Here is a 22,646-nt window from a genome sequence, read left to right as displayed (position 1 = left end):
CCCCCCCCCCCCCCCCCCCCCCCCCCCCCCCCCCCCCCCCCCCCCCCCCCCCCCCCCCCCCCCCCCCCCCCCCCCCCCCCCCCCCCCCCCCCGCCGCCCCCCCCCCCCCCCCCCCCCCCCCCCCCCCCCCCCCCCCGGACCGGGCCGTCAGTCGTGGAAGGTCTCGCCCTTCTCGGCCTTCTCCACGAGCAGCGCGGGCGGCAGGAAGCGGTCGCCGTAGCGCTCCGCGAGCTGCCGGGCGCGGGCCACGAAGCCGGGCAGGCCGCCCTCGTACCCGTTGATGTACTGGAGCACGCCGCCCGTCCACGGCGGGAAGCCGATGCCCATGATGGAGCCGATGTTGGCGTCCGCCACGGAGGTCAGGACGTTCTCCTCCAGACAGCGGACGCTGTCCAGCGCCTCGGAGAACAGCATCCGTTCCTTCATGTCCTCGAAGGGGATGTCCGTGTCCGGCTTCGTGAAGTGCTCGCGCAGGCCGGGCCAGAGGCGGGTGCGGCCGCCGTTCTCGTCGTACTCGTAGAAGCCCGCGCCGCCACTGCGTCCGGTCCGGCCGAACTCGTCGACCATCCGGTCGATGACCTCGTCCGCCGGGTGTCCGGGCCAGGTGCCGCCGGCCTCCTCGACGGCCCGCCTGGTCTCGTTGCGGATCTTGCGGGGCAGGGTGAGGGTCAGCTCGTCCATCAGGGAGAGCACCTTGGCGGGGTAGCCGGACTGGGCCGCGGCCTGCTCGACCGACGCGGGCTCCACCCCCTCGCCGACCATGGCGACGCCCTCGTTGATGAACTGGCCGATGACGCGGGAGGTGAAGAAGCCGCGCGAGTCGTTGACGACGATCGGGGTCTTCTTGATCCGGCGGACCAGGTCGAAGGCGCGGGCCAGGGCCTCGTCGCCGGTCCGCTCGCCCTTGATGATCTCGACCAGCGGCATCTTGTCCACGGGCGAGAAGAAGTGCAGCCCGATGAAGTCGGCGGGCCGCGAGACGCCCTCGGCCAGGACGGTGATGGGCAGGGTCGAGGTGTTGGAGCAGAGCAGCGCGTCCGGCTCGATGACGTCCTGGATCTCCTGGAACACCTTGTGCTTGAGCGCGGTGTCCTCGAAGACGGCCTCGATGACCGCGTCGCAGCCCGCCAGGTCGGCCGGGTCGGCGGTCGGGGTGATGCGGGCCAGCAGCTCGTCGCGCTTCGCCTCGGTCGTACGGCCCCGGGAGAGCGCCTTGGCGAGCAGCTTCTCGCTGTACGCCTTGCCCTTGGCCGCGGCCTCCTCGGAGACGTCCTTGAGGACGACCTCGATGCCGGCCCGGGCGCAGGAGTAGGCGATGCCCGCGCCCATCATCCCGGCGCCGAGCACGGCGACCTTGGTGACCTGGCGCTCCTCGATGCCCTTGGGGCGACTGGCGCCGGAGTTGACGGCCTGGAGGTCGAAGAAGAACGCCTGGATCATGTTCTTCGCGACCTGGCCGGTGACCAGTTCGGTGAAGTAGCGGGCCTCGATGGTCAGCGCGGTCTCGAAGTCGACCTGGGAGCCCTCGACGGCGGCGGCCAGGATGTTGCGGGGCGCGGGCATCGGGGCGCCCGCGATCTGCTTCTTCAGGTTGGACGGGAAGGCGGGCAGATTCGCGGCGAACTTCGGGTTGGACGGGGTTCCGCCGGGAATCCGGTAGCCCTTCACGTCCCAGGGCTGCCGGGACTCGGGGTTGGCGTCGATGAAGGCGCGGGCCTTGTCGAGCATCTCCTCCCGGGTGGCCACGACCTCGTGGACCAGGCCGTTCTCCTGGGCGCGGCGCGGGGTGTACTGGGTGCCCTGGAGGAGGACCTTCAGCAACGCGTCGGCGATGCCCATGAGGCGGACGGTGCGGGTGACGCCGCCGCCCGCGGGCAGCAGGCCGAGCGTGACCTCGGGCAGGCCGATCCGGGAGCCGGGGGCGTCGAGGGCGATCCGGTGGTGGGCGGCGAGCGCGATCTCGTACCCGCCGCCGAGCGCCGCGCCGTTGATGGCGGCGACGACGGGCTTGCCGAGGGTCTCGATGCGGCGCAGCGAGTTCTTGATGGCGGTGCCGGTGTCGAAGGCCAGCTGGGCGTTCTCGGGACCGATCCTGATCATGTCCTTGAGGTCGCCGCCCGCGAAGAAGGTCTTCTTGGCGGAGGTGTAGATGATGCCGCGGATGGAGTCCTTCTCGGCCTCGGCGCGGTCGGCGACGGCCGCGATGGAGTCCTTGAACGCCTGGTTCATCGTGTTGGCGGACTGGTCGGGGTCGTCGAGTACGAGGGTGACGACGCCGGTCTCGTCCTGTTCCCAGCGGATGGTCGTGCTCTCGGTCATTGTTCTTCTTCTCCGTAGGCGGGGGGGCGGTCAGACGCGCTCGATGACGGTGGCGATGCCCATGCCGCCGCCCACGCAGAGGGTGGCGAGGCCGTACCGCTGGTCGCGGCGCTCCAGTTCGTCGATGAGGGTGCCGATGATCATCGCGCCGGTGGCGCCGAGCGGGTGGCCGAGCGCGATGGCGCCGCCGTTGACGTTGATCTTGTCGAGGGAGAGCCCCATGTCCCTGGCGAAGCGGAGGACGACACCGGCGAACGCCTCGTTGATCTCGACGAGGTCGATGTCGTCGATGGTCAGCCCGGCCTTGGCGAGGGCCTTGCGGGTGGCGGGCGCGGGGCCGGTGAGCATGATGGTGGGCTCGGAGCCGGAGACGGCCGCGGAGACGATCCGGGCGCGCGGGGTGAGTCCGTAGCGCTTGCCGGTCTCCTTGTTGCCGATCGCGACGAGTGCGGCGCCGTCGACGATGCCGGAGGAGTTGCCCGCGTGGTGGACGTGGTCGATCTTCTCGATCCAGTGGTACTTCTGCAGCGCCACCGCGTCGAAGCCGCCCATCTCGCCGATCGTGGCGAAGGACGGCTTGAGCCCGGCGAGCGAGTCGGCGGTGGTGCCGGGGCGCATGTGCTCGTCGTGGTCGAGGACGACGAGGCCGTTGCGGTCCTTGACGGGGACCACGGAGCGGGCGAAGCGGCCCTCCTTCCACGCCTCGGCGGCGCGCTCCTGGGAGAGCGCGGCGAACTCGTCGACGTCGCGGCGGGAGAAGCCCTCGATGGTGGCGATGAGGTCGGCGCCGACGCCCTGCGGGGCGAAGCCGGTCTCGAAGTTGGTCATCGGGTCCATCGCCCAGGCGCCGCCGTCGGAGCCCATCGGGACGCGGGACATCGACTCGACGCCGCCCGCGAGGACGAGGTCCTCCCAGCCCGAACGGACCTTGGCCGCGGCCAGGTTGACGGCTTCCAGGCCGGAGGCACAGAAGCGGTTCTCCTGGACGCCGGCGACGGTGTCGGGGAGGCCGGCCGCGATGGCGGCGATCCGGGCGATGTCGGAGCCCTGGTCGCCGAGCGGGCTGACCACGCCGAGGACGATGTCGTCGATGGCCGCCGGGTCCAGCCCCGGGAAGCGGCTGCGGATCTCGTGGATGAGGCCGACGACGAGGTCGATCGGCTTGGTGCCGTGCAGGGCGCCGTTGGCCTTGCCGCGACCGCGCGGGGTGCGGATCGCGTCGTAGACGTACGCTTCGGTGCTCAAGTCAGCAGCCTTTCGGGGGTGTTGTGCGAAGGGGGTCGGTCAGGCGAGCAGCGAACGGCCGATGATCTCCTTCATGATCTCGGTCGTGCCGCCGTAGATGGTCTGGATGCGGCCGTCGGTGAAGGCCCTGGCGATCGGGTACTCCGCCATGTACCCGTATCCGCCGTGCAGTTGGAGGCAGCGGTCGGCGACCCGCTTCTGCAGCTCGGTGGCCCACCACTTGGCCATCGAGGCGTGCACGGCATCGAGGGTGCCGTCGGAGTGGTCCACGATGCAGCGGTCCAGGAAGGTGCGGGTGACGGCGCACTCGGTGGCCATCTCGGCGATCTCGAACCGGACGTGCTGGAGCTTGGCGAGCGGGCGGCCGAATGCCTCGCGCTCCTTGACGTACCGCGTGGTGATCTCCAGCAGGTGTTCGGCCGCGGCGATCCCGGCGACCGCTATGCCCATCCGTTCCTGTGCCAGGTTGGTCATGAGGTGGATGAAGGCGCCGTCCCGTTCGCCGAGCAGGTTCTCCTTGGGGACGCGGACGTCGTTGAAGAACAGTTCGGCGGTGTCCTGGGACTTCTGGCCGATCTTGTCGAGGTTGCGGCCGCGCTCGAAGCCCTCCGCGCCGCGTTCGACGACGATCAGCGACAGTCCCTTGGCGCCGCCCTCGGGGGTGGTCTTGGCGACCACGATCACCAGGTCGGCGAGGATGCCGTTGGAGATGAAGGTCTTGGAGCCGTTGAGCAGCCAGTGGTCGCCCCTGTCCTCGGCGGTGGTGCGGATGCCCTGGAGGTCGGAGCCCGCGCCGGGTTCGGTCATGGCGATGGCGGTGATGGTCTCGCCGCTGCAGAATCCGGGCAGCCAGCGCCGCTTCTGCTCGTCGGTGCCGAGCCCGGTGAGGTAGGGGCCGATGATGTCGTTGTGCAGGCCGAGCGCGAGGCCGGGGGTGCCGGCCCGGGTGAACTCCTCGGCGAGGACGGCGCTGTAGCGGAAGTCGGCGTTGCCGCCGCCCCCGTACTCCTCGGGCACCGCGAGGCCGAGCAGCCCCTGCCGACCGGCCGCGCGCCACGCCTCGCGCGAGACGATGCCGTCCTTCTCCCACTGCTCGTAGTGCGGGAGGACCTCCTTGTCGAGAAAGGTGCGCACGATCTCGCGGAACGCGTCGTGCTCTTCGGTGAAGATCTGCCGCTGCACTGCGGGCCTCCTGGAGCCGGAACCTGGCGGTGGGGAGAGGGGGCGCCGGACCGTACGGCCCGGCGGGGAGGAGCTCATCGGCCGGCGGGATCCGCCCGGTCGCCCGCGAGGCCGGGCACGCCCCAGTCGGCGGCGACGGCCTCGGTGTCCGCGCCGGGGCGCGCGGGCCCGCTGCGTACGGAGACGGGGGTGGCGGAGAAGCGCGGCGCGGGGGCGGGCTGGGTGAGACCGCCGTGCTCGACGAAGGTGGCGCGGGCGGCGAGGTGCGGGTGGTGGGGCGCCTCGCGGAGCGAGAGCACGGGGGCGACGCAGGCGTCCGTTCCCTCGAACACCTCGGTCCACTGCGCGCGCGTCCGGGTCCGGAACCGGTCGGCGACGGCCGTGCGCAGTTCCTCCCAGCGGGCGATGTCCCCCCGGTCCGGGAGTTCGTCCCCGATCCCGAGGAGTTCGACGAACTCGTCGTAGAACCGCTGCTCCAGCGGGCCGACCGCCATGTACTGGCCGTCGGAGGTCTCGTACGAACCGTAGAACGGGCAGCCGCCGTCCAGGAGGTTGGAGCCGCGCCGGTCCTGCCAGCCGCCGGCCGCCAGCATGCCGTGGATCATCGTCGCGAGGTGGGCGGCGCCGTCGACGATCGCCGCGTCCACGACCTGGCCCCGGCCGCCGGAGGTGCGGGCGTGCTGGAGGGCGGCGAGGACGCCGACGACGAGGTAGAGCGAGCCGCCCGCGTAGTCGCCGACGAGATTGGCCGGGAGGGTGGGCGGCTCGCCGGGCCTGCCGATCATGGAGAGCGTGCCGGTGAGGGCGATGTAGGAGACATCGTGCCCGGCCCGTTCGGAGAGGGGCCCGTCCTGGCCCCAGCCGGTCATCCGCCCGTACACGAGCCGCGGGTTGCGGGCCAGCGCGGCCTCGGGGCCGACGCCGAGGCGTTCGGCGACGCCCGGCCGGTATCCCTCGATCAGGATGTCGGCGCGTTCGGCCAGGTCGAGCACCCGGTCGGCGCCGCCCTCGGCCTTGAGGTCGACGAGCACGGAGCGCTTGTTGCGGTTGGTGAGGTCGTACGCGGGGTCGATGCCGAGCCCCGCTCCCCCGGGCCGGTCGACCCGGACGACATCGGCGCCGAGGTCGGCCAGGAGCATCGCGGCGAACGGGCCGGGGCCGATACCGGCCAGCTCGACCACCCGCACCCCTGCCAACGGACCGTGCGAGCCGTGCCCTGTCGTTGCCATCAAGCCCCCAGCGGTATGACACAACTGATGTAACATCGATGATGCTAAGAACGCACCGCGCTCCGCACAACCCCTTGGGCCGAGCAAGCGCTTAGGACTTCCCTCCGGGATCCTCCCCCACGATCCCCGCCCGGCCGTTCACCGCCACGACCCCCGCACGGACCCGCGCCGTTCCCCGTCACGTACTCCCGTCCGTCTCCTCCGTCCGCCGCGTCCGAGAGGGTTCGCCCCGTACGCATGCCGGTGTCCGGCCGGCCCCGACGGGGCGGCCGGACACCGTTCGCGGTCCGTGCGGCCGGGGTCAGCGGGACCAGCCGCAGTGCACGTGGCGGCCGTGTCCGGCGTCGCCCGGCCCGAGGACCTCCGGCGCGCCGAGCTTCTTGCAGGCCGCCATGAACTGCTTGTGCGGGGCGCCGCTGCCGACGTGCCGGCCGTTGATGTGCGTGATGTCGAAGGCGATTCCGGCGTAGTGCCTGGAGTTGCCGCTGTGGTCGCCGCCGACGATCTCGGAGACGGAGATCCGGTAGCCGTACTGGGTGCGCAGCTTCAGCAGGCCGTTCAGCATCCGCGGGTCGAGGGCGACCCGTCGGTCGGGCCTGTCGCCCCACGGGCTGGTGAGCGCTCCCCTGCCGTTCGCCGTGTCGACGATGTTCTGCCGGGCCGTCGAGCCGGCGTGCTTGCCGCCCGGGTGGACGGTGGCCAGGACGATCTGCTTCTGGGCCAGGATCTGCTTGGCCAGTGCCGCCCTGTTGCCGCCGGTCGGGGTGTCGTTCAGCAGCGCCGCCCAGGTGCGGGCACCGACGACGCCGTCGGCGGTGAGACCGGCCGACTTCTGGAACGCCTTGACCTTCGCCGTCACCGCGGCGGTGAACGCCCCGTCGACGGCCACCGCCTGGCCGCGCGCCTTCAGCAGGGTCTGCGCGGCCTTCACGGCCGGTCCCTTCGCGCCGTCGCGCAGGGTGGCGACCAGCCGGGACCAGGTGCCGGTCCCCACGACGCCGTCCACGGCGAGGCGGTGCGCCTTCTGGAACGCCTTCACCGCGGCCGTCGTGGCCGGGCCGAAGGAGCCGTCGACCGTCAGCGACTGCCCCCGCGAGTTCAGCAGGTGCTGGAGGGCGGTGACGGAGGTGCCCCTGCCGCCCGCCCGCAGGGTCGGCCAGTCGGCCGCCGCGGGGGCGGTCCGGAGCCCGGCGGCGGGCCGGGCCGCCGAGACCTCGCCCGCGGTCGCGAGGGGGGCCGCGGGGCCGGTCAGCGCGGCGACGGCGACGATGCCGGCGACGAGCCGGGCGGCGGTGCGACGGGGAAGGGCGGGGACGGAGAACGTGGACATGATGGACATGGGTGACTCCTCGGTGTGAGTGGTGATGGTGGTGCGACTGGGCCGCCCGGTGGGGCGGGTGAGTCGTTGGGCAGTGCGGGCGAGCCGTTGGGGGAGGCGGACGGTCCGGGCGGTCCGGGGCGGGGCGTGCGTGGGGCCGGGTGCGGGCCTCACGGGCGGGAGAGCAGGGCCGCCCAGGTCCTCGCACCGACGACACCGTCGGCGGGGAGCGCGGCCTTCTTCTGGAAGGTCCGGACGTTCGCGGCGGTCCCGGCGCCGTAGACCCCGTCCGTGGCGCCCTTGTGTCCGTGGGCCGCCAGTCGGCGCTGGGCCGCCTCGACGGCCCTGCCCCGGTCGCCGGAGGAGAGTTCCGGCGCGAGCGCCCGCCAGGTGCGCCCGCCGATCACGCCGTCGGCCTCCAGCCCCGCGCCCTGCTGGAACCTCTTGACCGCGGCGGCCGTCGCGGGGCCGAAGTCGCCGTCCGCCGCGACCCGGTGCCCCTTGGCGGCCAGCAGCAGTTGCGCGGCGGTCACCTCGCCCCCGCGCTGTCCGGGGCGCAGCACCGGGAAGTCGTGGGCCGGTCGTGGGGTGCCGCCCTTCGCCATCGCCCGCAGCTCCGCCGCACTGCCGCGGAAGACGTCGCGGTCGACCGGTCCGTCGATGCCCGGCACGACTCCGTCCTGGGTGTGCTGCCAGAAGGTCCAGGACCTTCCGGCGCCGGGCACCTGGTGCGGTTCGTCCGATCCGCTGCCGTACCGGGCGAGCCACAGCGGGTATCCGGCGAACACCTCGCCCCTGCCGCCCATGCACTCCTTCACGAAGGGCGCCCGGGTGTAGACGATCGGGGTGACCCCGAACTCCTTCTTCACCTCGTTCAGGAAGGCCCGCACCTGCGGGGCGCGCAGTGCCTTCGGGCAGACCTCCCCGCCGCCCCTGGCGGGCAGTTTCTCCACGTCGAGCACCGGCGGCAGTTCGCCCGCCCGGCCGCCCCGGTAGCCGGCGGCGCGGACGGTCGAGACGAAGTGCCGGGCCTGGGCCGCGCCGTCGGTCGTGCTCCGGGGGTGGAAGAAGTGGTACGGGGCACGCAGCAGCGAGGTCCTGGAGACGGCGGCGTGGTCCCGGGCGAACCAGCCGTCCTTGCCGGAGACCCCTTGGGTGGCCTTGAGGAAGGCGAAGTCGTTCGAGGCGGCCACCCGCTTCCAGTCGATCGGGATGTCCTTCCTCCCCTTCCGTTCGTGGTTGTGGTGGCTGGTGTCCACGCCGGTGACCTTGTACGACGAGGGCGGCGCGGCCTCGACCGCGGGAGCGATCACGCCCAGCGCGACCAGGGCCGCTCCCACGACCGTGCCGGTCAGGGCGACACGCACTCGTACGGGTGATGTCGGATGCATATGCAGATCTCCTCGTTCCTCGGGTGAAAGGGCCCCGGCGTCCCCGTCCGCCGCGAATGCGCAGGCAGGAGCACCCCTCGAAGGGGTGGGAACGGGGTGGGGTTCGCGGGGCTCTCGGGCCGGCCGCTCCTCAACTGTGCAGCACCCGACGGCGGTTTCACTACGATCTGCGTCCCGCGGGTCGATGCGCCTATGCACGCTCCCGATGCACGGCGTTGACCTGCGGCTATGCACACGGAAAGTCGGGAAGGCACGATGACGGACAACACTGTGGCGGGCCGCGGGCCGCATCCGGGGCGAGCTCTCGCGGAGTTACTGAGGTACTGGTGGGAGTCGTCGGCGCGTGACGGCCGCGAGAAACCCACCCAGCAGTCCCTCGCCAAGCGGCTGGGGATCGACCAGACCACCCTGTCGCGCTATCTGAATCCTTCTCACTCCTCCAACGCGCCGCGCAGGATCGTCGAGCAGCTGCACACGGTGCTGCGGGCCCCGGCCGGCGATCTGGCCCGGGCGTGCGCCCTGGCGGAGGCGGCGGCCGGTGCCGCGCCGGGCCGCAGGCGCACCGCGGTCGCGCGACCGCCCGGCCCGCCGCCGGCGGGGAGCGGTACGGCGAAGGCCGCCGAGCCCGCGACGGTCGGGGCGAAGGAGGCCGCGACGCCCACCGGTTCCGGTACGGGGAAGGTCCCGGGGCCCGCGACGGCGGGGGCGGGCACGGTCGTGGCCGAAGCGCCCGCCCCCGCCGGGCCGGCCGACGCCCCCGGCCCCGGGGTCCGGCGGTGGGACCGCTTCCCGGTCGCGTTTCCGACCCTGGCCGTCTCGGCGCTGCTCCTGCTGGTGTTCGGCAGTCTGGCGTGGTGGGCGGTGCCGGCCCCGGGCCGGGACGACGCCAGGGCGACGGCGGAGGTGACGGACCGTCTGCCGGAGGGCACGGCCTGGCCCCTGGCCCGCCGGGGCAACGTGCTCTGGAAGGCCCGTACGGTGCAGTTGCTGCTGCGGGCGCACGGTCACGACGTGAAGGTCGACGCCGACTACGGTCCCGCCACCGCGGAGGCCGTGAAGAAGTTCCAGTCCGCGCACGGACTGACCCCGGACGGCAAGGTCGGGAAGGACACCTGGCCGTTGCTGATCGTGGCGATCGACTCGGGCACGAAGGAGCCGGAGGCCGTCACGGCGGTGCAGTACCTGCTGCACCACGCCGGGGTGCCGACCGACAGCACCGGCGCCTACACCCCGTCGACCATGCGCTCGTTGAAGGAGTTCCAGGCGTCCCGGAACCTGCCGGTGACGGGCGTCGGGGACGAGGACACCTGGCGCGCGCTGCTCAACGCCCAGGGCCCGGACCAGCACAAGTGACCGGGCGGGAGGGCGCAGCGATCGCCCCGGTGGGTCAGAGCATCCAGGACACCAGCGTGCAGACCATCGAGACGGCCCAGACCGCTCCCGCGACGATGCCGAGCGTCATCCCCACCGCGACCCGGCGCTGAGCGAGGTAGACGGTCCCGGGTCCCATGGGTGTTCGATGTTCGTTCATGCGTACCAGTCTGCCGGTCGGGACCGACAAACATCATCCGCGCCCGTACTCAGCCGGTACCGGTGCTCAGCCCGTCGCTTCCCGCAGGGCCTTCCGGCACAGGGCGTCGGCCCTGCGGGTGGTCTCCGGCTGGCGGAAGTCCCGGGCCAGCCGCAGGGTGTGGGCGCACGCGTTGTCGAGGCCGGTGCGGTGCCCGACCGAGACGAAGACGGGTTTGACGCCGTCCTGGGTGCGCAGGGCCCGCCCCACCTCCTCCTCGCCGTCGAGCAACGGCGACCAGTCGCCGCGGCGGGGCCCCGGCTGCTCGTACGAGAAGGTGAACGGGTTCTTGGCGACGCCGATGGCCGGAAGCCCGGTGAGCACCCCGAGGTGGCTGGCGAGGCCGAAGCGGCGCGGGTGGGCCAGGCCGTATCCGTCGCAGATCACGAGCCCGGGGTCGACCGGCAGGGATTCGAGCGCGGCGAGCACGGTCGGGATCTCCCGGAAGGCGAGGAGGCCGGGGACGTACGGGAAGGTGATCCGGCCGACGGCGGTGGTCTCGGCGAGCACGTCGAACGTCGCCCCGTCGAGGACGACCGCCGCCGCGACGACGACGTCGCGTTCGTCGTCGTAGGCCACGTCGACGCCGGTGACCCGGCCCGTGCCGGGCGGCGGTCCGGGTTCGTCGAGCACCATCCGGGCGCGCAGGGTCTCCTGGATGGCTCGCGCCCCGGCCTCGTCGGCGGGCATCGGGAAAGTCGTCATGATGCGGTCGAGTCTAAGAGCCTGCCGCGGGGACCGGACGACGCGTCCCCGTCCCGCGGGGACCGTCCCGTAGCCTGGCGATCATGTTTGTACTCGAACTGACCTACACCGCCCCCGTCGAACGCGTCGACGCGCTGCTCCAGGACCATGTGGCCTGGCTGGACGCGCACTACGCGGCGGGGGTGTTCATCGCGTCGGGCCGCAAGAACCCCCGCGACGGCGGGGTGATCCTGGCCGTCGGGGACGACCGCGCCCGGATCGAGGAGATCACCTCGGCGGACCCGTTCGTGGTCGGGGGCGTGTGCGCGTACCGCGTCACCGAGTTCATCGCGACGAAGACTTCGAACGAACTCGCCCCGTACCGCCAGCAGTTGCCCGGCTGATCGGCACGGCCCGAGTCGGCGGCGCCGAACGGCCGAGTCCCTCCGGAACGGAAATCGGGCCTGCCGCCCCGAACAGCCCCGGTCCGTGGAGGAGCCGGCCGGCCTCGCACTCGGCTGAGCGCCCGCCCCGCCCCGGGGAGCCCGGACCGGGGGACGGGCCCTGCTCCCGGCGACGGTGTCGGCGTCACCGGGGACAGGGCCCGTCTGCGCGGATCAGTGGCCGGGGCGCCCCGCGTGTGCCACGCGTCCCTTCTCGCCCGCGGCCCAGCAGCCGCCGTCCGGGGTGCAGTCGACGGTGTCGTACGACCCCGTGTCGACCGTGCGCCAGGTGCGGCCGCCGTCCAGGGTGAGGTCGGTGCCCGTCGGGCCGACCGCCAGCGCGGCCGACCTGCTGTGCGGCAGCCAGGCGACGCCCGAACGGTAGGCGGCCGGCGGGATCGTGGACCGGCGCCAGGTACGGCCGGCGTCGCCCGTCACCGCCGCGGCGTCCGGCGAGGCCTCGCCCGCCCGGTAGTCGCCGCCGACCGCGATGCCGTGGTGGCGGTCGCGGAAGGCCAGCCCGAAGACGCCGCGCGCCGGGTCACCGGCCGGGATCGTCGACACGGACGCGGTCCAGGTCAGTCCGCGGTCCGAGGAGTGCAGCACCCGCGCGGTGGCGGCGCCCCCGGTCGCGAGCCAGACGTCACGGGGCCCCGACGAGACCAGGCACTGGCCGCTGGCGGCGAACCCTGCCTCACCGGCCTGCGCCTTCGGCATGCCCTCGGTGGGCAGGACCCGCCAGCTCCGGCCGCCGTCCGCGGTCGACAGGATGCGGTACTTCCCGTCCACCGGGTCGCTCATCGCGAGCCCGTTCCGGCTGTCGAAGAAGGTGAGACAGTCGTAGAAGGCGCGGGCGTCGGTGTTGCGGAACGACTCCGTCCAGGTCGCGCCCCCGTCGTCCGTGCGGAACACCCTGGACGCCTCCCCCTCGCCGATGGCCAGGGCCACCGCGCGCCGGGCGTCGAACGCCTCGATGTCACGGAACTCCAGCTTCTCCTCGGCCGCCCCCGCGGGTGACACGTCGCGCCAGCTCCGGCCGCCGTCCACGGTGCGCAGCACCGTGCCCTTGGAGCCCGCGACCCAGGCGGTGCGGCGGCTGACGGCGGCGAGACCGCGGAAACGGGCGTCGGTGCCGGTGTCGGTGAGCGTCCAGGTCGGCCGTTCGCCCGGCCGGTGCTGCTCCCGCGGGGTCGCCGCGGTTGCCGGTGTGGCCAGTGTCGCGGTCAGCGCCGCCACACAGAGCCCCCATGACATCAGTCGTCTCTTCTTCCCCATGACACTCATGGCGCTGGAAGCTAGCCCACCCGTCGCGGCCCGTCCAGGGTGAGCCGCCACGAAGTGGGCAGGCGATCGGGTGCGCCGGTCCGCGGTGATGCAACTCACGCCGCCCCCCGGTGCACGAACGGAGGGATTCCTTCGTCTTCATCACTACCGGCAACCGTTCGTCCGGCCGAGAAAGGGAGCAGGTCTTGTCCACCGTCATCGAACAGTCCGTGCAGGCCCGCATGGTCGCGTCCGCACCGCGGATGGAGACCCTTCCCGCCACCCTGCAGTACGACCCGAGCGATCCGTTCGCCGTGCGCATGGCGTTCCCCGCCCCGGCGACCCTGGAAGGGACCGAGGTCTCCTGGGAGTTCTCCCGCGAGCTGCTGGCCGCGGGCATCGACGCGGCGGCCGGCCTCGGGGACGTGCGCATCCGGCCGTTCGGATACGAGCGCACGGTCCTGGAGTTCCACGCCGAGGAAGGCATCGCGATGGTGCACGTGCGCACGGCCGAGCTGCGCCTCTTCCTCGACCGGGCCCAGAAGACGGTCCCGGTCGGCGACGAGCACCGGTTCCTGGATCTCGACCGGACCCTGGCCGAGCTGCTCGGCGGATCCCACTGACATCGCACCCCTCGGGGCCGACGGAACCCGCTCGTTCGTGACATCCGACGGCCCGGCCGTCGGATTTTATAGACGGATAAATCAGGACATGGGAAACCTCGGACCGGCTGCCGAACACGTCTTCAGGAAGCTGCCACCACCCCACCGACCTGCATACATGGCATTGCGTCACCGGCGCTCCCGGAGGCGGACTTGGATCTGGACTTACCTCCGCCTTAACCTACGGTCTCGTAACCTACGTGTCCGTAGGTAATTCTCCCGTCCCCAGGAGTCCCCCGTGACGATCACCGCTCCCCACCTCGGCAGTCCGAAGGCGTGGACCGACGCCCAGCTGCTGTACGCCCTGGAAGAGGTGGTGGAGAAGGAACTCAACCGTCACCTCAAGGTCGCCAAGGACTGGATGCCCCACGAGTACGTGCCGTTCTCCGACGGGCGGAACTTCCCGGGCGTCTTCGAGGACGGCGAGGCGTGGCGGGCCGACCAGTCCAAGGTCACCGACATCGGCAAGATCGCGCTGGTGGTGAACCTGCTGACCGAGGACAACCTCCCCAGCTACCACCACGAGATCGCCTCCCTCTTCGGCCGTGACGGAGCCTGGGGCACCTGGGTGCACCGCTGGACCGCCGAGGAGGGCAGGCACGGCATCGTGATGCGCGACTACCTGCTCACCTCGCGCGCCGTCGACCCGGACAAGCTGGAGCAGTTCCGGATGGCGCACATGGCGGAGGGCTTCGAGTCCGACAACCGCCACTCGATGCTGCACTCCGTGGCGTACGTCGCCTTCCAGGAGCTCGCCACCCGCGTCTCGCACCGCAACACCGGCCACCAGTCGGGCGACCCGGTCTGCGACCGCATGCTGGCGCGCATCGCGACCGACGAGAACCTGCACATGGTCTTCTACCGCAACCTCCTCGGCGCGGCCTTCGAGCTGGCCCCCGATCTGACGATGCAGGCCGTGCGCGACGTCGTCGTCAACTTCCGGATGCCCGGTCACGGCATGCCCGGCTTCGAGCGGGCCGCCGCGCAGATGGCGATCGGCGAGATCTACAACATGCGCATCCACCACGACGACGTGATCCAGCCCGTGCTGCGCTACCTGAAGGTGCTCGACATCGACGGCCTCGGCCCCGAGGGCCTGAAGGCGCAGGAGGAACTGGGCCTGTACATGGGCGGCCTGGACTCCGAGGCCGCGAAGTTCGACGAGAAGCTGGCGGCCCGCAAGGCACGGATGGCCGCGCGCGCCATGGCCTGACCCCTCCGGAACGACCGCGGGCCCGTCCCCCGGCGGGGGCGGGCCCGTCCGGGCTCACGTCGTGGCGTGCAGGTCCCGCGCGTAGTACTCGATCGCCGCCCGGTACTGCCGTACGTACGGGTCGTCGCTGCTCGTCGCGAGCAGTTCCAGCAGCAGTCGCATGGCTTCGTGGTGCTCGCCGGTGTTGAAGAGGGCCATGGCGAGGAACGTCCGCAGCGCCCCGTCGTCGGGGAACCGTTCGAGACCGCCGCGCAGGAGTCCGACCGCCTCCTCGTACCGGCCGAGCACGCGGTAGGTGCTTCCGAGACCGCGCAGGGCGCCCCGGTGGTCCTCCTCCGACAGCCCGGTGCCCTCCAGCGAACGTTCGTAGAACGGCGCCGCCTCGGCCTCCAGGCCGAGCACGTCGTGGGCCCACGCGGTCTGGTACGCCACCTCGGCATCGGCCGGGAAGGCGGCGGAGAGGGACAGCAGCTGCTGCCGGGCCTCTTCCTTGTGTCCTTCGGTGCGCAGCCGTACGGCTGCGGCGAGCAGGGCGTTCCTGTCCTGATCGGTCATACAAACATCGTGCCAGGCCGGCGGTGGCCGTCCGGGGCGGGCCCGGAACGGTTCCGGCCCCGGGTCCGACGGGCCGGTCGGCGGGCCCGGTCTCAGGCCCGGCCGCGACCGGTTCTGCGCAGCCGCTCCCGCTCCTTCTCGGAGAGCCCGCCCCACACGCCGAACCGTTCGTCGTTGGCGAGGGCGTACTCCAGGCACTCCAGCCGCCCCTCGCAGGCGTTGCAGAGCTGCTTGGCCTCGCGGGTGGAGCTGCCGGGGGCGGGGAAGAAGAACTCGGGCCCCGCCTGGGCGCACAGCGCTGTCTCCTGCCAGGCGAGTGCGGTGTCGGCCGCGGTGTTGATCAGCATGGGGTACACCGTGCCCGGTCGCGATAAACAACCGATCAACGCTTCATCAACGCGGCGCGCCGACAGGTTCCGGCCGACTCCGCGAAGTCCGGATATCACCCCGGCGGTACGGAACCGGCCCGTGCCTCCCGCGACTTCGCCGAGCCGGGCGTCAGTCTGCCACCGGGCCACCCCGTGCGCGCAACCCCGCCACTCCGTGCACAGGGGCAGCAAAAAACATCCGGGAGTCCCCGGGGCCCGGCCGTCGGGGCGAGGCACGTTCCGAAGGCCCGACCGTCGGGGGCGGGGCACGTTCCGGTGTCCCGCCCCCCCCGGCCGGTCAGCGCGTGACGCCCAGGGCGGGGAGCACCGTCTCCGCCACCCGGTACGCCTCCTCCAGCAGCGGGTTGCCGGAGAGGATGAAGGTGTCGACCCCCAGGTCCTCGAACTCCTTGAGGCGTTCGACGACCTGGGCCGTCGAGCCGACGACGGCCGTGCCGGGGCCCGGCCGGAACAGGCTCATGCCCGGCCACAGGTTGGGGTGCGTCTCCAGTTCCCTCGCGCGGGCGGGGACCCTGCCGCCGTGCTGGCGGAACTGGCGCTGCCAGCCCACGCCGTCCTCCCCGGCCCGGCCGCCCAGCTGACGGGCGTAGGTGGCGTCGCCGGTGACGTCGAGGAGCCGGTCGGCCGCCGCCCACGCCTCGTCCTCCGTGTCCCGGACGATGAGGTGGAGGCGGAGCCCGATCCTGAGCGTGCGGCCGTACGCGGCGGCCCGCGCCCTGACCCGCTCCAGCTTCTCCTTGAGCAGGTGCGGGGGTTCGCCCCAGGTCAGGAAGACGTCGACGTGCTCGGCCGCCATCTCGATGCCGGGGTCGGACGAGCCGCCGAACCACAGCGGGACGTGCGACTCCTGGACCGGCTTCAGGTCGCCGAAGGAGGCACCGGCGTTCTTCAGGTCGTAGAAGCGGCCCTTGTGGTCGAAGACCTCGCCGGCGGTGAGCCGCTTCACGATCGACCAGTACTCGGCGCTCAGTTCGTACCGCTCGTCGTGCTCCACGTGCAGCCCGTACTCCTGGAGGGCCTTCGTCGAGCCGTTGACGACGTTGAACCGCAGCCGGCCGCCGAAGAGGGTGTCGAAGCTGAGGGCCATCTTGGCGAGCAGGGTGGGCGAGATCAGGCCGGGGTGGACGGCCAGCAGCGGCTTGAAGGCGGTGCTGGTGGAGGCGGCCAGCGCGCTGCCGAGCGGCCAGACGTCGTACAGGTCGGTTGCGAGCAGCGCGCCGCTGTAGCCGAGGCGTTCGACCGCGTCGGCGAGGTGGGCGAGGTAGCCGAGGTCGACCGGGCGGCGCCCCTCGGGTTCCCAGGGGTAGGCGCCTTCGCGCGGGATGACGTACCAGAGGACTTCGGTCGCCATGTCGTCACGCCGCCCGGTCTGCGCCGGCACCGGCCAGGGCCTGGGCGACGGTGACGGGGCGTTCGACGAAGCCGATGCGGTGGAAGATGTCGGCCGCCTCCTGTTGCTCGGCGATGAAGGCGTCGGTGACGGGCTCGATCCGCCACGGCAGGGCGCGCAGCGCGGTCTCCCAGTCGTCGGCGGATCCGCCGAGGTCGGCGGCGGCGATCTCGGCGGCCTGCCGGGGGTGGGCCGCCGCCCAGTCGTCGGCGCGCCGGAGGGCGCGGGTGAGGGCCTCGACGATGTCGGGGCGGCTCTCGGCCAGGTCGCGGCGGGTGAAGAAGACGGACCGGTCGGTGATGACGTCACCGGTGCGGATCAGGGTGCGCAGTCCGCCGGTGCGGCGGGCGGCGGCCAGTCGGTCGCCCTGGGCCACCCAGGCGGCGATGGCTCCGGTGCGCAGCAGTTCCTCGCTGTCGTCGCCGCTGCGGACGGCGGTGATGTCGTCGGCGTAGGAGAGCCCGGCGTCGTCGAGCGCCTTGGCGATCAGATGGGTCTGCCAGGAGCCGATCGCGAGGTGGACGGTGGTGCCCTTGAGGTCGGCGACGGTGCGCACGGGGCTGTCCTCGGGGACGAGGAGCGCGCCGTGTCCGGGGCGCGGGGCGGAGACGGCGGTGTAGACGATGTCGTGTCCGGCCGCCTGGGCGGTGATGGGCGGGGTGGAGCCGGTGCCGCCGAAGTCGATGACGCCCCGGCTGAGGAGTTCGCCGGTGCGGACGCCGTCGGTGTACGGGTGGAAGACGACGCTCTCGCCGAGCGGGGCCAGTTCCTCCCGGGCGAGGCCGAGGCGGGAGAGGTGGTACAGGTGGTAGAGGGACGGATTGCTGCTGTGCACACCGATGGTGATGGTCATTCAGATCACTCCGACTTCGGTACGTTCGGGGGCTTCGTCGGGGCTCGGGGCCGTTTCGGGAGGCGAGGCGGGTCCCACGCCGAGGTCTTCGAGGAGGCGGCGGCGCAGGGCCGCGAAGGCGGGGTCGCCGGGGTCGCGCGGCCGGTCGACGGCGACCGGTTCGTCGGTGACGAGCCGGCCGCCGCGCAGGACGGCGACCCGGTCGGCGAGGCGTATCGCCTCGTCGACGTCGTGGGTGACGAGGAGGACGGCGGGCCGGTGCTTGCGGCACAACTCCCCCACCAGGTCCTGCATCCGCAGCCGGGTCAGGGCGTCGAGTGCGGCGAACGGCTCGTCCAGGAGCAGCAGTTCGGGTTCGCGGACCAGGGCGCGGGCGAGGGCGACCCGTTGCGCCTCGCCGCCGGAGAGGGTGCCGGGCCAGGCGTCGGCATGCCGCTCCAGACCCACCTCGGCCAGGGCCCGCAGCCCGTGTCCGGCCCTGTCGCGCGGCAGGGCCACGGTCACGTTGGCGAGGACCTTCTTCGACGGTACGAGGCGGGGTTCCTGGAAGACGACGGTGCGGGCCCGGGGGACGAGCACCTCGCCCCCGTCGGCCGCGTCGAGCGCGCCCAGGATGCGCAGCAGGGTCGTCTTGCCGCTCCCGCTGGCGCCGAGCAGGGCGACGAACTCGCCGCGGGCGATGTCGAGTCGCAGGTCGTCGAGGACGGCGCGGTCGCCGAAGACGCGGCGCAGTCCCCGTACCCGTACCGCGGCGGTGCGCGGGGCCGGATCGGTCATCGGGTGGCTCCCTGTGGGGTGCGCCAGGGCATCAGTACGCGCTCCAGGAGCCGTACGACGACGTCGGCGGTGAGTCCGAGCAGTCCGTAGACGAGGATGCAGACGGCGAGGATGTCGGTGCGGGCGTAGCTCTGCGCCTGGGACATCAGATAGCCGATGCCCGCAGTGGCGTTGATCTCCTCGGCGGCGATCAGGGCGATGACGCTGAGCGTCATGGAGAGCCGCAGTCCGGCGAGCAGGGAGGGCAGGGCACCGGGCAGGACGACCTGGCGCACGAGGGCGAGGCGGCCCATGCCGAAGCTGCGCATGGCCTCGATGAGTTTGGGGTCGGTGTCGCGCACCCCGCTGGTCGTCGACACGTACATGGGGAAGGTGGTGGCGACGGCGATGAGGAGGATCTTCGCGGTCTCGTTGATGCCGAACCAGACCATGAACAGGGGCACCAGGGAGAGGAACGGGATGGTGCGCAGGGTCTGGACGGAGGAGTCGAGGAGTTCGTCCCCGAGGCGGGTGAATCCGGTGGTGATGCCGAGGGTCAGTCCGGCCGCGAGACCGATGAGGAGGCCGAGTCCGGAGCGGGTGAGGGAGGTGGTGAGCGCGTCGGGCAGTTGTCCGTTTCCCCACAGCTCGCCCACCGCGCGCAGTACTTCGGCGGGCGAGGCGAGCACGTCGGGGGTGAGCAGTCCGGTGGCGGACGCCGCCCACCACAGGGCGAGGAGGGCGAACGGGCCGGCTGCCCGGACGGTCGCGGACCGGGTCCGGCCGCGGGCCCGGTACCGTCGGGGCCGCGGCCGGACGAGGCCGGGGGGCGGGGCGGTTTCGCTCATTTCAGCTTCTCGATGTCGAGGAGGTGGGCGGCGATGTCGACCTTGTCCCTGGTGACCTTCTGCTCGGCGTAGAAGTCGGCGACGGCCTCGAAGCGTTCGACGTCCTCCGGGCCGATGGGGTCGACCGTTGCGCCCTGGCGGGTGAAGCGGGTCTGGACCTCCTTCGCCCTGCCGGTGACGGCGGTCGGACCGACGTCCGTGAAGACGTTGAGGTACGCGGCCGGGTCCCGCTTCTCCTCGACGCTGGCCTCGTGGAGGTAGCGGTAGAGCGCCTTGACGATCTCGGGGTGCTGTTCGGCGAATCCGGTGCGCACGGCGTTGAGGCTGTAGTTGTCGGAGCCGATCGCGGCGCCGTCGGCGACGAAGTGGGCCTTGCCGCCGCCGATCTCGGCCACGGCGTACGTCGCCCACACCGCCCAGGCGTCGACCTTGCCGGCGTTGAAGACGGCGGCCGTCTGGTCGGGGCGCAGATGGACCCGCTCGACCTCGTCGGCGGGGACACCGGCTTTCGCGAGTGCCTTCAGCAGCAGGTACTCGCCGGTGCCGCCCTGGTTGACGGCGACCCGCTTTCCGACCAGGTCCTTGACCGAGGTGATGCCGGAGCCGTTCTTGACGAGGATGCCCTCGCCCGCCGCGTCCGGGTCGGTCGCGGTGAAGAACTTGAAGCCGGGGCGCCGGGCGAGCGAGGTGATGCCGGAGGTGATGGAGCCGGTGGCGATGTCGAGCTGGTCGGCGTTCATCGCCTGGGCGGCCGGGGCGAAGGGGCCGGCGCTGCCGGTCCAGCGCACCTCGGCGCCGACCTTCGCGAGCGCCCTGTCGAGGCTGCCGTCCTTCTTGCCGAGGGCGAGCACCCCGGAGTTGCCGGGGTCGGGGATGCGGATCTCGACCGTTTTCCCGGCGCCGGAACCGCTGTCGGCCCCGGAGGTGCCGCAGGCGGTGAGGGCGAGCAGTGCGGTGGCCGTGAGGAGCGCGGGGGCGACGGTCCTGCGTGGTGATCGGGGGATGTTCATGGGGCGGGGGTCCTCACAGCTCGGGGCCGGACGGGCGGGGTACGGGCAGTGCGGCGGCGCGGCGCAGCGGTTCGGGGTCGGCCCAGGCGGTGACGTCGACGGGTTCGGGCAGGAAGCCGTGGGCGCGCAGTCCCGCCTCCTGGTCGGCGAGGAGGGCGAGGCGGCCCGGGGAGAGGTCGGGGCGGAGGGCGCGGTGGGTGCCCGGCCGGTAGGCCCCGGCGACCCCGTCGGCCCCCGCCCCGGTCTCGGCGCCGAGGATGCGGGCGACCTCGCCGGGCTGTCCGGCGGCCCAGTCGGCGGCCCTGAGCAGGACGGCGAGGAAGCGGTCGACGAGGTCGGGGCGGTGGTCGAGGAGTTCCTGGTGGACGGTGATGGGGCGCGGGGTCCCGTTGTTGATCCGGAACCGGGGGTCGGCCAGTTCGTCGAGTTCGACGGCCACCTCCGCACCGGCCCGCCGCGCGGCCTCGACGGCCCGCGCTCCCTTCACGTACACGGCGTCGACGTCGCCGCGGCTCAGCGCCGCCAGTTCGGCGGCCCACTGGCCCTCGTGCCCGGCGGCGGGGACATCGACGAACTCGGCGTCGTCCGGGCCGAGTCCGGCGTGGGCGAGCGCGCCGTCGAAGCCGCGCAGCGCCATGGCCCGCCAGAAGTCGATCGCGATGTCGTGCGCCGGGACGGCGAGCCGGAGGCCGCGCAGGGCCTCGGTGCCCCGGATGCCGGAGTTGGGTGCGACGAGTACGGCCTGCCGTTCCTCGATCCAGGTGAGGCCGATCAGCCGGGTCCGTTCCCCGCGTGAACGGGCCCACAGGGCGGGGACGTTGCCGCCCTCGCGGAACAGGCCCGGCAGGGCGTGGGTGAAGTGGGCGGCCCGGTCGGCGCCGGGGGCAGGGTCCTGGAGGGAGCGCACCGTGATGCCGTCGCGGGCGAATTCCTCGGCGAGCCAGTTCCGGTCGGCGGCGATGCCGGTGGCGGTGGGTACGGGGCAGCGGGTGAACCAGAGCGTCCTGGGCAGGACGGCATGCGTCATGGGGGTGTCTTCCCGGAAGTCGGCGAAGCGGACGGGTGGTGGCCGGTACGCCGGGATGTGGGCACCGGGTACGGCCGAGGGCCCCGGCCGCGCCGTGGCGCGGCGGAGGGAAAAAGGGAAACGCGAAAGGGAAAGGGGAACGCGAGGGGGTCAGCGACAGGTGGCGCTGGAGACCCGGGCCAGATCGATGTGGCGGCGCAGCGTCAGGGCGAGCAGGCTCGGAGCGGCGTGGGCGGGGGTCGCGGTTCGGCGGCCGGCCATGGCACTGCTCCCTTCTGCTCGTCGGTGCTGACGTGCTGCACACTGCCACGCCCCGCGACCGCCGCACAACTCGCTTCCCATGATGTGGGATTCGGTGTGAACACAGTGTTTCGCCAGCCGGTTTCCGGGCTCTGCGGCTCCCGTAGTGTGGCAACCCGTTACCCCCCTGCCACCCCCTCATGAGCGGAGAGTGAACCGATATGACCGAGGCCGCGGCAGTGCGCGTGCCCGGTGGAGCGCAGGCGGTCCGGCGCGCCCTGGACGTCCTGCACTGCTTCCACGACAACGGCCCCGACCTCAGCGCCTCCGACCTGGCCCGTCGCCTCGGCCTCTCCGCCTCCACGGCGCACCGGCTGGCCCGCACCCTGCTCGGCGCGGGCTTCCTGGAGCAGGACGCCCGCACGTCCCGCTACCGGCTGGGCCCCGCGGTGACCGAGCTGGGCCGGCTCTCGTACCACCAGCGCGGTCTGCATCTGGCCGCCCCCGAGCTGAGCGATCTCGCCGAGCGCACCGGCGCCACGGCGGACCTGGCGCTGCGCAGCGGTCCCCACGCGGTGATCGTCGCGGGCGGTTCGGTCACCCCGAGGGTGGGGCTGCGCCGGCCGCTGCACTCCACGGCGCTCGGCAAGGTCCTGCTGGCCTGGGCCCGGCCGGGCGAGGGCGGCCCCTTCTCGCTTCCCGCGCTGCCCGCCTTCACGGACCGCACGATCGTCGAACCCGCGGCGCTGGAGGCCGAGTTGGCGAAGGTGCGGGCCGATTTCCACGCGCTCAACGACGGCGAGTCGGCCCACGGGGTGCGGACCCTGGCGGTGCCGGTGCTGGACGGTGCGGGGTATGCCCGCTTCGCCCTGGCGGTCCGGGCCACACCGTCCGTGATCACGGACGGGCGCATCGACTGGTTCCTGGCGCAGGCCCGTTCCTGCGCCCGCGCCCTGGAGGTGCTGCTGCTGTCCCCGGCACAACGCCGCCCGCCCGCGCCCTGAACCGGTGGCCCTGTCGGTGCCGCGTGGCACGATATGAACCGGCCGGGGGCGGGTG

General features: G+C 72.7%; 23 protein-coding genes. 5 read left to right on the top strand and 18 right to left on the bottom strand.

The features are described 5' to 3' along the window. Positions 1-147: 147 nt before the first annotated feature. The 6 genes from ACFYW1_RS23865 to ACFYW1_RS23840 form a co-directional block, all read right to left on the bottom strand. A complete protein-coding gene (locus ACFYW1_RS23865) occupies positions 148-2,319 on the bottom strand; it encodes a 3-hydroxyacyl-CoA dehydrogenase NAD-binding domain-containing protein (protein WP_388996627.1) in 2,172 nt (723 codons plus the stop codon). Positions 2,320-2,349: 30 nt separating this feature from the next. After that, positions 2,350-3,564: an acetyl-CoA C-acetyltransferase gene (locus ACFYW1_RS23860; RefSeq protein WP_388996624.1), complete on the bottom strand. Its 1,215-nt coding sequence runs from the start codon at positions 3,562-3,564 to the stop codon at positions 2,350-2,352. 39 nt (positions 3,565-3,603) lie between these two features. Then, positions 3,604-4,746 (bottom strand): acyl-CoA dehydrogenase family protein, encoded by a 1,143-nt coding sequence (locus ACFYW1_RS23855; RefSeq protein WP_388996621.1) that lies wholly within the window; start codon positions 4,744-4,746, stop codon positions 3,604-3,606. A 74-nt stretch (positions 4,747-4,820) separates the two neighbouring features. After that, entirely contained in the window at positions 4,821-5,975 is a 1,155-nt protein-coding gene (locus ACFYW1_RS23850) for a CaiB/BaiF CoA transferase family protein (protein ID WP_388996618.1), read from the bottom strand. Positions 5,976-6,276: 301 nt separating this feature from the next. Further along, a complete protein-coding gene (locus ACFYW1_RS23845) occupies positions 6,277-7,314 on the bottom strand; it encodes a peptidoglycan-binding protein (RefSeq protein ID WP_388996615.1) in 1,038 nt (345 codons plus the stop codon). Positions 7,315-7,463: 149 nt separating this feature from the next. Continuing rightward, complete coding sequence (locus ACFYW1_RS23840; RefSeq protein WP_388996612.1) at positions 7,464-8,684, bottom strand: GH25 family lysozyme; 1,221 nt, start codon at positions 8,682-8,684, stop codon at positions 7,464-7,466. Between the two features lie 255 nt (positions 8,685-8,939). On the opposite strand from ACFYW1_RS23840, the gene ACFYW1_RS23835 reads away from it, so the two are divergent. Beyond that, entirely contained in the window at positions 8,940-10,037 is a 1,098-nt protein-coding gene (locus ACFYW1_RS23835) for a peptidoglycan-binding protein (RefSeq protein ID WP_388996609.1), read from the top strand. Between the two features lie 34 nt (positions 10,038-10,071). Here the strand turns inward: ACFYW1_RS23835 and mmpA are convergent, their stop codons facing one another. Beyond that, the gene (mmpA, locus tag ACFYW1_RS23830) at positions 10,072-10,215 is read right to left on the bottom strand and encodes a morphogenic membrane protein MmpA (RefSeq protein WP_388996606.1); all 144 of its coding nucleotides are present in this window, start codon (positions 10,213-10,215) and stop codon (positions 10,072-10,074) included. 66 nt (positions 10,216-10,281) lie between these two features. Next, entirely contained in the window at positions 10,282-10,959 is a 678-nt protein-coding gene (locus tag ACFYW1_RS23825; protein ID WP_388996603.1) for an endonuclease V, read from the bottom strand. A gap of 83 nt (positions 10,960-11,042) precedes the next feature. On the opposite strand from ACFYW1_RS23825, the gene ACFYW1_RS23820 reads away from it, so the two are divergent. Beyond that, positions 11,043-11,342, top strand: coding sequence for a YciI family protein (locus ACFYW1_RS23820; protein WP_388996600.1), 300 nt, complete (start codon positions 11,043-11,045; stop codon positions 11,340-11,342). A 213-nt stretch (positions 11,343-11,555) separates the two neighbouring features. On the opposite strand, the gene ACFYW1_RS23815 is transcribed toward ACFYW1_RS23820, so the two are convergent. Next, complete coding sequence (locus tag ACFYW1_RS23815) at positions 11,556-12,665, bottom strand: WD40/YVTN/BNR-like repeat-containing protein (RefSeq protein WP_388996597.1); 1,110 nt, start codon at positions 12,663-12,665, stop codon at positions 11,556-11,558. 185 nt (positions 12,666-12,850) lie between these two features. On the opposite strand from ACFYW1_RS23815, the gene ACFYW1_RS23810 reads away from it, so the two are divergent. Then, complete coding sequence (locus ACFYW1_RS23810) at positions 12,851-13,267, top strand: SsgA family sporulation/cell division regulator (protein WP_388996594.1); 417 nt, start codon at positions 12,851-12,853, stop codon at positions 13,265-13,267. A 277-nt stretch (positions 13,268-13,544) separates the two neighbouring features. Next, a complete protein-coding gene (locus tag ACFYW1_RS23805; RefSeq protein ID WP_388996590.1) occupies positions 13,545-14,519 on the top strand; it encodes an acyl-ACP desaturase in 975 nt (324 codons plus the stop codon). Between the two features lie 54 nt (positions 14,520-14,573). Here ACFYW1_RS23805 and ACFYW1_RS23800 read toward each other — a convergent pair whose 3' ends face one another. The 9 genes from ACFYW1_RS23800 to ACFYW1_RS23760 form a co-directional block, all read right to left on the bottom strand. Next, positions 14,574-15,074 carry a tetratricopeptide repeat protein gene (locus ACFYW1_RS23800; RefSeq protein WP_388996587.1) on the bottom strand — a complete coding sequence of 167 codons (501 nt, stop codon included), beginning with the start codon at positions 15,072-15,074 and terminating at the stop codon, positions 14,574-14,576. A gap of 92 nt (positions 15,075-15,166) precedes the next feature. Then, complete coding sequence (locus ACFYW1_RS23795) at positions 15,167-15,421, bottom strand: WhiB family transcriptional regulator (RefSeq protein ID WP_356932437.1); 255 nt, start codon at positions 15,419-15,421, stop codon at positions 15,167-15,169. Between the two features lie 319 nt (positions 15,422-15,740). Beyond that, positions 15,741-16,814 (bottom strand): LLM class flavin-dependent oxidoreductase, encoded by a 1,074-nt coding sequence (locus ACFYW1_RS23790; protein WP_388996583.1) that lies wholly within the window; start codon positions 16,812-16,814, stop codon positions 15,741-15,743. A 4-nt stretch (positions 16,815-16,818) separates the two neighbouring features. Further along, the gene (locus tag ACFYW1_RS23785; RefSeq protein ID WP_388996580.1) at positions 16,819-17,706 is read right to left on the bottom strand and encodes an ABC transporter substrate-binding protein; all 888 of its coding nucleotides are present in this window, start codon (positions 17,704-17,706) and stop codon (positions 16,819-16,821) included. Next, positions 17,707-18,483: an ABC transporter ATP-binding protein gene (locus ACFYW1_RS23780; RefSeq protein ID WP_388996577.1), complete on the bottom strand. Its 777-nt coding sequence runs from the start codon at positions 18,481-18,483 to the stop codon at positions 17,707-17,709. Further along, positions 18,480-19,310, bottom strand: coding sequence for an ABC transporter permease (locus tag ACFYW1_RS23775; protein ID WP_388996574.1), 831 nt, complete (start codon positions 19,308-19,310; stop codon positions 18,480-18,482). The genes ACFYW1_RS23780 and ACFYW1_RS23775 overlap by 4 nt, the downstream gene beginning before the upstream one ends. Next, on the bottom strand, positions 19,307-20,320 hold the full coding sequence (locus ACFYW1_RS23770) for an NrtA/SsuA/CpmA family ABC transporter substrate-binding protein (RefSeq protein ID WP_388996571.1): 1,014 nt from the start codon (positions 20,318-20,320) through the stop codon (positions 19,307-19,309). The genes ACFYW1_RS23775 and ACFYW1_RS23770 overlap by 4 nt, the downstream gene beginning before the upstream one ends. Before the next feature lie 13 nt (positions 20,321-20,333). Beyond that, on the bottom strand, positions 20,334-21,347 hold the full coding sequence (locus tag ACFYW1_RS23765; RefSeq protein WP_388996568.1) for an ABC transporter substrate-binding protein: 1,014 nt from the start codon (positions 21,345-21,347) through the stop codon (positions 20,334-20,336). A 150-nt stretch (positions 21,348-21,497) separates the two neighbouring features. Further along, on the bottom strand, positions 21,498-21,608 hold the full coding sequence (locus tag ACFYW1_RS23760) for a putative leader peptide (protein ID WP_316248401.1): 111 nt from the start codon (positions 21,606-21,608) through the stop codon (positions 21,498-21,500). A 200-nt stretch (positions 21,609-21,808) separates the two neighbouring features. Between ACFYW1_RS23760 and ACFYW1_RS23755 the strand changes: the two genes are divergently transcribed. Next, positions 21,809-22,591, top strand: a complete 783-nt coding sequence (locus ACFYW1_RS23755) for an IclR family transcriptional regulator (protein ID WP_388996564.1) — start codon at positions 21,809-21,811, stop codon at positions 22,589-22,591. The last annotated feature ends 55 nt before the right edge of the window (positions 22,592-22,646 follow it).

The sequence above is a fragment of the Streptomyces sp. NPDC002669 genome (assembly GCF_042889165.1).
GTDB lineage: Bacteria > Actinomycetota > Actinomycetes > Streptomycetales > Streptomycetaceae > Streptomyces.
The sequence above is the reverse complement of the archived record's forward strand: the minus strand, read 5'-3'. Positions and strand labels throughout refer to the sequence as shown.

Excerpts from the sequence above, each read along its gene's own strand:
- ACFYW1_RS23865 (WP_388996627.1), bottom strand. The coding sequence starts at position 2,319 with ATGACCGAGAGCACGACCATCCGCTGGGAACAGGACGAGACCGGCGTC.
- ACFYW1_RS23780 (WP_388996577.1), bottom strand. The coding sequence starts at position 18,483 with ATGACCGATCCGGCCCCGCGCACCGCCGCGGTACGGGTACGGGGACTG.
- ACFYW1_RS23815 (WP_388996597.1), bottom strand. The coding sequence starts at position 12,665 with ATGAGTGTCATGGGGAAGAAGAGACGACTGATGTCATGGGGGCTCTGT.
- ACFYW1_RS23775 (WP_388996574.1), bottom strand. The coding sequence starts at position 19,310 with ATGAGCGAAACCGCCCCGCCCCCCGGCCTCGTCCGGCCGCGGCCCCGA.
- ACFYW1_RS23800 (WP_388996587.1), bottom strand. The coding sequence starts at position 15,074 with ATGACCGATCAGGACAGGAACGCCCTGCTCGCCGCAGCCGTACGGCTG.
- ACFYW1_RS23765 (WP_388996568.1), bottom strand. The coding sequence starts at position 21,347 with ATGACGCATGCCGTCCTGCCCAGGACGCTCTGGTTCACCCGCTGCCCC.
- ACFYW1_RS23820 (WP_388996600.1), top strand. The coding sequence starts at position 11,043 with ATGTTTGTACTCGAACTGACCTACACCGCCCCCGTCGAACGCGTCGAC.
- mmpA (WP_388996606.1), bottom strand. The coding sequence starts at position 10,215 with ATGAACGAACATCGAACACCCATGGGACCCGGGACCGTCTACCTCGCT.
- ACFYW1_RS23760 (WP_316248401.1), bottom strand. The coding sequence starts at position 21,608 with ATGGCCGGCCGCCGAACCGCGACCCCCGCCCACGCCGCTCCGAGCCTG.
- ACFYW1_RS23825 (WP_388996603.1), bottom strand. The coding sequence starts at position 10,959 with ATGACGACTTTCCCGATGCCCGCCGACGAGGCCGGGGCGCGAGCCATC.
- ACFYW1_RS23790 (WP_388996583.1), bottom strand. The coding sequence starts at position 16,814 with ATGGCGACCGAAGTCCTCTGGTACGTCATCCCGCGCGAAGGCGCCTAC.
- ACFYW1_RS23850 (WP_388996618.1), bottom strand. The coding sequence starts at position 5,975 with ATGGCAACGACAGGGCACGGCTCGCACGGTCCGTTGGCAGGGGTGCGG.
- ACFYW1_RS23785 (WP_388996580.1), bottom strand. The coding sequence starts at position 17,706 with ATGACCATCACCATCGGTGTGCACAGCAGCAATCCGTCCCTCTACCAC.
- ACFYW1_RS23770 (WP_388996571.1), bottom strand. The coding sequence starts at position 20,320 with ATGAACATCCCCCGATCACCACGCAGGACCGTCGCCCCCGCGCTCCTC.
- ACFYW1_RS23755 (WP_388996564.1), top strand. The coding sequence starts at position 21,809 with ATGACCGAGGCCGCGGCAGTGCGCGTGCCCGGTGGAGCGCAGGCGGTC.
- ACFYW1_RS23845 (WP_388996615.1), bottom strand. The coding sequence starts at position 7,314 with ATGTCCATCATGTCCACGTTCTCCGTCCCCGCCCTTCCCCGTCGCACC.
- ACFYW1_RS23840 (WP_388996612.1), bottom strand. The coding sequence starts at position 8,684 with ATGCATCCGACATCACCCGTACGAGTGCGTGTCGCCCTGACCGGCACG.
- ACFYW1_RS23835 (WP_388996609.1), top strand. The coding sequence starts at position 8,940 with ATGACGGACAACACTGTGGCGGGCCGCGGGCCGCATCCGGGGCGAGCT.
- ACFYW1_RS23795 (WP_356932437.1), bottom strand. The coding sequence starts at position 15,421 with ATGCTGATCAACACCGCGGCCGACACCGCACTCGCCTGGCAGGAGACA.